Source organism: Puniceicoccus vermicola (genome assembly GCF_014230055.1).
In the GTDB taxonomy this organism is placed as follows: domain Bacteria; phylum Verrucomicrobiota; class Verrucomicrobiia; order Opitutales; family Puniceicoccaceae; genus Puniceicoccus; species Puniceicoccus vermicola.
Genome location: NZ_JACHVA010000115.1, coordinates 1 through 7220 on the forward strand (window position 1 = coordinate 1; position 7220 = coordinate 7220).

Consider the following 7220-nt stretch of genomic DNA (forward strand, 5'->3'; position numbering starts at 1 on the left):
TGAAGACCAAATGACGTCAGGTCTTGATTTTTGACAATGGATCATCGTTCACGCCAAAGGTTCACTCCAGGGCCTTTTCAATTCTCTCGATTTCTTTTCTGACTCCCGGATTCTCACTCGCCCGTTTTGCCGCTTGCGTCGGGGTTGACACCGAACCCATGGCGAGTCGTTCGGCCAGCCAACGGTTGGAAACCGAGGTCCGTTTTTTCATTACCGCTGCCAACAGGCACTTTTCCCGCGACATTTTCGGCCGGGGAAGGGCTCCGAGGTCAATCCCGGCGACCGTCGCCGCCTGAACGAGTTCCTCCTCCCAAACCATCATCCGCTCCTCAATCAAGGACTTCGGCTCCAATCCTTCGAAACGAACCCGGTCCAATTGCGCCCCCTTCGCCTTCGCTTCATCCCGCATCGCCTTGCGAAACTCCTTCGATCCCTTACACCAGCCCCGGCTCATCTGGGCCTCTGCCAGTTTCTTCTTTTCCAAATCATCCTCTGCCAGCCAAACCAAGTAATCCCGATACCGATTCCACCCAGTCCGATTGTCGCCTAGACCCCCCGAGTCGGATAATACCGTTGAGAAATCCAACCATTCGGGACGCTTCCTTTTTTCGATGCGAAAAAAGCTGCTCCAGCGATACTCCCCAAGGTTTTCCGCCGAAACGATCCCCGCACGAACCGGATTCAGGTGAATGTAGTGGCAAACCTGCGCGAATACATGCCCGGGCTCCACAACAATCCCCTTGTAACGCCCCTGAAACGGACGCCCCGTCCAGTTCCGAAAACGATTGAACCGACGAATCCACGTCCCCTGCAACCATTTCATCCCCTCGCTTAAATTCGGTTCGCCAAGCTCCACAGCAAGATGAAAGTGATTGCTCATGATGACATAGGCGTTCACCCGCCAACCAAAACGCTCCGCGGCCTCCCCTAACACACGTTCAAAGGCCTCCGCTGCTCCCTTCCCCGAAAAAATCCTCTGACGATAGTTGCCGCGGTTCAAGACGTGATAACATCCTCCCGCATACTCTACTCTCAGGGGCCTCGCCATGAACCATGAGCCAACGTACCCACTGACTATTTGTCAATAATCAAGACCTGACGTCGTTTGGGTGTCCTTCAAGACCTGACGTCGTTTGGGTGTCCTCTTTTTCTGAGGTTGTTCTTGGAGCCCCGGTAGTGCGGTTGCCAAAGCAACGCCGTAAGCCTTTAGGATCCGCCTCGCGCTAGTTCCGGCGAGGAAGCGTCTTCCCTTCGATCCATTGCCCCATGGTATTGATCACGTGGGGAATTGCGGGTTGAGCAAACTCATTGCGGTTGATCGCGGCCACGACCATATCCACGGCTTTGGTTCCCATGAACTCGGGACATTGGCTGATCTGGGTAATCTCGGGTTGGTCCCAGATGTCGATCAGGTGCAGATAACCGGTTTCCTCGGGAATCAGAATTCCGGCTTGGACCAGAAGTTGGTAGACGGGAATGCTGAATATGGGGGAAATCACCGCATCGAGCTTTTCCCGTTGGATCCAGCGAGCGATCTGGTTCGCATCGTTGGCATCCAAGTGGCCTCCCGGCGTGATCGATTCAGCAAAATAGATGTCGGTCTTCACGTGTTCCCGATAGGCGGCAAAGGCTCCTGAGTAGAGGAAACGTCCGAGGCGGTTTACATATTCCGTTTGGACCAATCCGATCCTTCGATACCCCCGACGAACCACTTCATCGAATGCGTAGAAGCACATGGAGTAGATGTCGCTGGCCACTCGGGGAATCGGGTTGGAGAGTGTGTGTCCGAGTGCGGCCACTGCAAATCCGTCGAAATCGAAATCAATCGTTGAGAATCCGTCCGGTGCCGGCATGAGAATGATGCCTCGAACCCCGCGGGTGAGGAGGATTTCCCGAAGACGAGCAGGCGGAATCTCTTGGGGGGAGTAGGGGACGGGCTCGATGTTGTATCCAAGGTCGGCTGCTCGAGCCAGGATGCCCCGGAAATACGCGTGGCGTTTCAGGTCGGCACCGGGGTTGAAGTGAAGGACCGCTAGGTTTGCGGCCGGGGAGTTGCCTCTCTTCTGGGCGAGGTTGCTCATCAAGGCCGAAAGATAGGGATGAGGCGTATAGCCCAACTCCCGGGCGATTTGCTGAACCTGTTTTCGAGTGGTCGGAGACTGGCGGGGATTGTTCTTCAGGCAGCGACTCACCGTCATCAGCGAGACTCCTGCGGCCTCCGCGATGTCCTTCATGGTGACTTTTCCTGAAGAGGGGCTCATCTTAATGTGTTAGGGTTAACACAGCTGGGCCGTTGCGTCAATCCTCAGATCCATCAAATCTCTCAGTTACCCTATGAATACCCAGTTACTATTTTATTCCCTCCGGATCTCGGCCGTTTCTCTCATTTTCTCTGTTTCACTTCTGGCGGACGATATCGCTTGGGACGGTGACGGCGTTCCGAATGCGAGTGGCGAGTGGGAAGTGGGAGCAAATTGGGCTGGCGACACGGTCCCTTCTGCCGGAGACGATGCCCAACTGCTCGACGTGACCGGTGGAACCCGGACGGTGACCATTTCCGAGGGGGTTCCGCAAACGATTTCCCAACTCACGATGAAGCAAACCACGATCGGAGGGATTAATATCCTGACCTTGGAAGATGATCTGACCATTAGTGGAACGAGCGCGGGAGCCCTGAACGTTTTTGATCTGGATGCATCGGCAGGAGCAGACGCTCTGGTACTCAATATCGCCGACGGCTCGACCTTGCTGATGGAGAATACCAATACGAATACTACTTCGTCAGTGAATGCTTTTTTTGAAGGAACGCTCAACCTCGGTGTGGGATCAACCTATCGGGTGGAGGCAATTGGCGGAAGCACTTCGGACATCAACGACGGAGTATTCTTCAGCGGTCCGATCAACGCCACCGGCGCTGGGGCGGAGATTCAATATGAATCGACCCGCGGTTGGATCGGGGACACGACGCCCGATGGGAACTTTGTCGATGGACCCGTGACCGTTTCAGGGGTGGGATCGAGCTTGGCCTTTCGGGCGCTGCAATGGAATGGATCTTCTTCGGTGATTAGTTCCTTCAATGGGGGATTGATCTTCCGGGGTGATGACGGTGCGGGAAATGCGGTCTCCGTGGGGACGGGAAGCACCTTGAATCTAGTGGCTTGGGCTTCGACATTTGCCTTTGAAAACAACGTAGAATTGCTGGCGGAATCTGGAGAAGACGCGGGCGGAATTCTGGCGTTGGGATCGTCCGACAGTAACGCGAAGACGACGACAGTCGATTTTCTCGATGGCTTTGATCTGGGTGCTGGATCCCGTGTTGAGGCTTCGGATGGTTCGGTGAACGTGAATTTGGCCGGAACCCTTTCTATGGCAGAAGGATCTGAGTTTTTGGTCAAATTCTTGGGTTCCCAGGGAAGTGTCGAATTCGTCAATGCCGGAGACTTCGACATGGATGGGAGTATGGTGAATCTGGACTGGGCGGCTACTTCCAGTAATACATCGAGCGGAACGCGAGGTTTTACCAATACGGGCAATTGGACGTTGAGGAACGGTGCCTCCCTCTCGTTTATCAGCAGTAGCGGACGCCCTACCAACGGTGGCTTTGGATTCGGGAAAGATAATGAAAACTCGGGCACACTCTCGATCGAGAGCGGCTCGAGTCTCGGCTTTCAGGACTTTTACAACACGGGAACCGTGAACGCGGGAAGCTCCACGGGAGGAGTGAGTGAAGCAACCGTTTATTTGGGATCGCCCGAGAATACCTTTCGCTCAGTCTCTTTTGTCAACGGGCGGGATCTCGAGGGTGTAGCTTCTGCCGGGACGTTGAATATTCGGGGGAATGCGGTGTTGGGTCGAACGGTTTATGAAAGTTCCACCACGACTTTGGACAATGGCTCAGCCAGTTCGGTTGGCTCCTCCATTCATGTCGGCGATGGAACGACTCCGGTGACGTTTACGGTTTCGAATCGTCACGTTGTCCTCAACAACTACGAGGGTAATCAGCTCGCGGTGAGGTCGGGAGGAACGCTCTTGTTGACCAGCACCGCTCCGGCCACTTCCACGGGCAGTGTCGCCATCAATAACGACGGAACGATCGTGCATGCGGGAACCATTCAGATGCAAAGTAACTTTTGGGCGGATCGGGATATCGTGACGTCTTCGACGGGAACGTATCGGGTCAGTGGAGAGGAAGCGGTTTTGGAAGCGATGCCGGGACCGACTTCGGGCAGTAATGTTTTATCCTTGGATTTTACCGTTGCCGGTCAGTTCAGTGGAGACTCGGCCTCCGATCGAATGACTTATGTCAACAGTTCGGGGCGTTCGTCTGAAACGTATTTGAATATGGCGGTGACTGGCGGAGAGATCACTCCCGGCGCCGGTTCTGGAGGCAGTGGTGTTTCGAGCATTGGTTCCCTCGAGCTGGTGGATGCGAATGCGACACTCTCTTCCGGAAGCTTAATGACCTTCGACATCGGAGGCACGCAAGCGAGTGGGCTGTATGATGTTCTCACTCTGAGTTTGGACACGGCGGGAAGCGGGGCAATTCTCGACTTGGGTACCGATACCATCCTCGATATTCAGATGGTGAACGGATTCCTCCCAGGGGAGGAACAGGTATATACGATCGTGGGGGCTGCGAGCGTGACCGGGACCTTTGGGGGGCTTCTTTATAATGGGGAGGCGGTCACGGACGAGTACTCCGTGAACTATTTGGCCAATGGCATTGAGGTGACTATGAGCGCGGTTCCAGAACCCACGGCTTTTGCGGCTCTCTTTGGGGGGATCGCTCTGGGAGTGGTTCTTCTCCGACGTCGGAAAAACGCGCTATAGCGCAATCCTGGCTTTCTGTTGGTACGCCTTAGGGGTTTGTCCGGTGTGTTGGCGAAACCAACGGGTGAAGTGAGACGGTTGTTTAAAGCCCAGGTCAAAAGCGATTTCCTTGATAGTGGTATCGGGTGAGCTAAGAGCGTGTTGGGCACGACGCACACGGACTTGATTCCACTGTTCGGAGAGGCTGTGACCGAGGCGCTCTTTGCTCAGTCGATTGAGGTGAACGAGTGATAGGGAACATTTTTCGACAATTGGGGACGCTGGAAAGTCCCGGCCGTGATGGTTCTGGAGAAGATCAAGGGCTTGAGTCAGTCGTTGGTCGGTAGGGACCGGGACGTTGGAGGTGTGGCCTTCCTTCTCGAGGATCTCGACGAGTTCTTTCACCCAGATTCTCAGGAGAGCTTCACTTTGTAGGTATTGCGAAGCATTGAGTTTTTTGATCCAGCGGAAATCGGTGATCCCCGCTTCCCGGTCGCCTTGGAGGATTTTTTGGAGTTCGAGGCTTGTGCGTTCCAAGGACGGATACGCGTTGGATGAAAATTGGAAAATAGGACCACCCGAGAACACGCGACGACTCAACGACGTCAGCGACGACTCAACGACGTCAGGTCTTGAATCTTGACAAACTGCGTCACCGCACCCCTCCAACTTCTTCAACAACCACCGCCTGCAATTCTTCCTCGGATGGATACACCACTGGCCCTTCGGAAGGGTCCATCTCCTCAGGCAAGAAATCTACGACGAGCAGGGCGAGAAAATCCATATCCCGCAAGAGTCTTTCGACAGGGCCGATGGTGACATTCCCTATTGTGCCGTAGCTGGCGGCGAGAACCCGGAAATTACCGAGCTTATCGTTCTGCATTTGGTCACTCCAACCACGAATGCGTAGGTCGCCTTCTTCAAATCTCTCCCAGAAGTCCAAGTTGGGTTTGCGTCTAGCACCGGTAAATCGCGGCGTTACGTGAAGGCGTGTTTTCCACTCGCCGTCGGATTCTCCGACCATGAACTCGGCCAGAAGGGTTTTGGCATATTCGCGTTTCCCGTCGGCGTGAACGGTATGGAGTCCGTCGCCGGAGAGCCATTCGCTTGCCGTGACCTGGCCGTTTTCGATGTAGATCATGCCGACCCGGAAGGTTTTCATATCCGCAGGCATTTCAAACTCCGCACGGAGGGTCTGGATGTCGAGGAATTGTCGAAGGGCGTAGTCGGGTTCCGCAGGTTTCTCGTAATCGTCGTTGCGGACCTCCCGGGGGCCGCTCGGGCCGCAGCCAGCTAGACAGAGGAAAGCCAGAAGGGCGAAACTGCGGGTGAGAATGGTGAGAATGGGGGGCGGGTAAAGCACGAGCGCAGTTCTAATTGCGGTGCAGTTCTGGGTCGAGCGAAATTTGCGAGTTTTTCCCCGAGCGTTGGTGTGGAACGTCCTCCATCCAAGTTGCCGTTTCGCAGGAGAGAGAGCTGGAAGCTCTCACTACTTTCGGGGATCCCTCGACCGAATCCGTTCCAACGCATTCCTTCGTGCCGAAAACACAGAGATGCCGGAGAATCTTCTTACGGGTATTCTCCGAATCACTGGATCTTTCCCTCTTCGATTCTCATCGCCTTGCGGGCTCCGTGAGAGAGGAAGGCCTCCTCAAAGGTTTTTTCCCTGTGTGGCGTTTCTCCCCGCACCTATGGTTACATACGGCGACGGAGTGGTTATCAATCGACTCTTGACGAGGTTAGCGAATATGCTAACTTTTTGGGGTGCGATCAATCCAATTCTACAGGCAGCAATCTGGAGCCTGCCCGGTTGAGGATTTTCTTGAATCTCTCGATGGCAAGCAGGCCCAAAAAGTTGCCTGGGTGCTCGATCTGGTCCGCACCCTTCCAAGGCCACCGACTCAGTACTTCAAGAAATTGGTAGGAACGGAGCTCTGGGAGGTTCGAGTCGAGTTCGGAGGCAACGCCTTCCGGATTCTCGGTTTCATGGACGGCGAAAATCTCGTCGTTCTCGCCAGCGGCTTTGCCAAAAAGACTCAGAAAACACCGAAACAGGAAATCGAAACGGCGGAGCGCCGGCGAAAAGATTACTTCTTAAGAAAAGGATGAACCATGGATGATCTCGATAAATACATTCAACAGCGCAAGGATCGCGACCCTTCCTTTGCCGAAGCATACGAATCGGGCTATCAAGAGTTCCTCATCGGGGTTCTCCTGAAGGAAGCTCGCCAAAGCGCGGGGGTTACCCAGGAAGAGTTGGCGACTGCCATTCACACGAAGAAGTCGGTAATCTCCCGGCTGGAGAATCGGGCCAGTGACGCGCGTGTCTCGACACTCCGCAAGGTTGCTCAGGCTCTCGGAAAGGAATTGGTCATTGAATTACGGGATCAGGTATCGAAGCCAAAGCGGAG

General features: G+C 54.7%; 7 protein-coding genes. 3 read left to right on the top strand and 4 right to left on the bottom strand.

Annotated elements, in window-relative coordinates:
• Positions 1-61: 61 nt before the first annotated feature.
• Complete coding sequence (locus H5P30_RS14605; RefSeq protein WP_185693656.1) at positions 62-1048, bottom strand: transposase; 987 nt, start codon at positions 1046-1048, stop codon at positions 62-64.
• 175 nt (positions 1049-1223) lie between these two features.
• A complete protein-coding gene (locus H5P30_RS14610) occupies positions 1224-2261 on the bottom strand; it encodes a LacI family DNA-binding transcriptional regulator (protein ID WP_185693657.1) in 1038 nt (345 codons plus the stop codon).
• Positions 2262-2334: 73 nt separating this feature from the next.
• On the opposite strand from H5P30_RS14610, the gene H5P30_RS14615 reads away from it, so the two are divergent.
• Positions 2335-4830: a beta strand repeat-containing protein gene (locus H5P30_RS14615; protein ID WP_185693658.1), complete on the top strand. Its 2496-nt coding sequence runs from the start codon at positions 2335-2337 to the stop codon at positions 4828-4830.
• Here H5P30_RS14615 and H5P30_RS14620 read toward each other — a convergent pair.
• Together H5P30_RS14620 and H5P30_RS14625 are read right to left on the bottom strand one after the other, a co-directional pair.
• Positions 4825-5346 carry a helix-turn-helix domain-containing protein gene (locus H5P30_RS14620; protein ID WP_185693659.1) on the bottom strand — a complete coding sequence of 174 codons (522 nt, stop codon included), beginning with the start codon at positions 5344-5346 and terminating at the stop codon, positions 4825-4827. The two genes, H5P30_RS14615 and H5P30_RS14620, sit on opposite strands and share 6 nt — an antisense overlap.
• Before the next feature lie 115 nt (positions 5347-5461).
• Positions 5462-6172, bottom strand: coding sequence for a hypothetical protein (locus H5P30_RS14625; RefSeq protein ID WP_185693660.1), 711 nt, complete (start codon positions 6170-6172; stop codon positions 5462-5464).
• Between the two features lie 401 nt (positions 6173-6573).
• Here H5P30_RS14625 and H5P30_RS14630 point away from each other — a divergent pair, with 401 nt between their 5' ends.
• Together H5P30_RS14630 and H5P30_RS14635 are read left to right on the top strand one after the other, a co-directional pair.
• Positions 6574-6918, top strand: coding sequence for a type II toxin-antitoxin system RelE/ParE family toxin (locus tag H5P30_RS14630; protein WP_185691055.1), 345 nt, complete (start codon positions 6574-6576; stop codon positions 6916-6918).
• A gap of 3 nt (positions 6919-6921) precedes the next feature.
• On the top strand, positions 6922-7220 hold a 299-nt coding region (locus H5P30_RS14635; RefSeq protein WP_185691056.1), incomplete at its 3' end, for a helix-turn-helix domain-containing protein.

What these genes read in the sequence shown, in the direction of transcription:
- H5P30_RS14615 (WP_185693658.1), top strand. Translation starts at nt 2,335, where the DNA reads ATGAATACCCAGTTACTATTTTATTCCCTCCGGATCTCGGCCGTTTCT.
- H5P30_RS14610 (WP_185693657.1), bottom strand. Translation starts at nt 2,261, where the DNA reads ATGAGCCCCTCTTCAGGAAAAGTCACCATGAAGGACATCGCGGAGGCC.
- H5P30_RS14605 (WP_185693656.1), bottom strand. Translation starts at nt 1,048, where the DNA reads ATGGCGAGGCCCCTGAGAGTAGAGTATGCGGGAGGATGTTATCACGTC.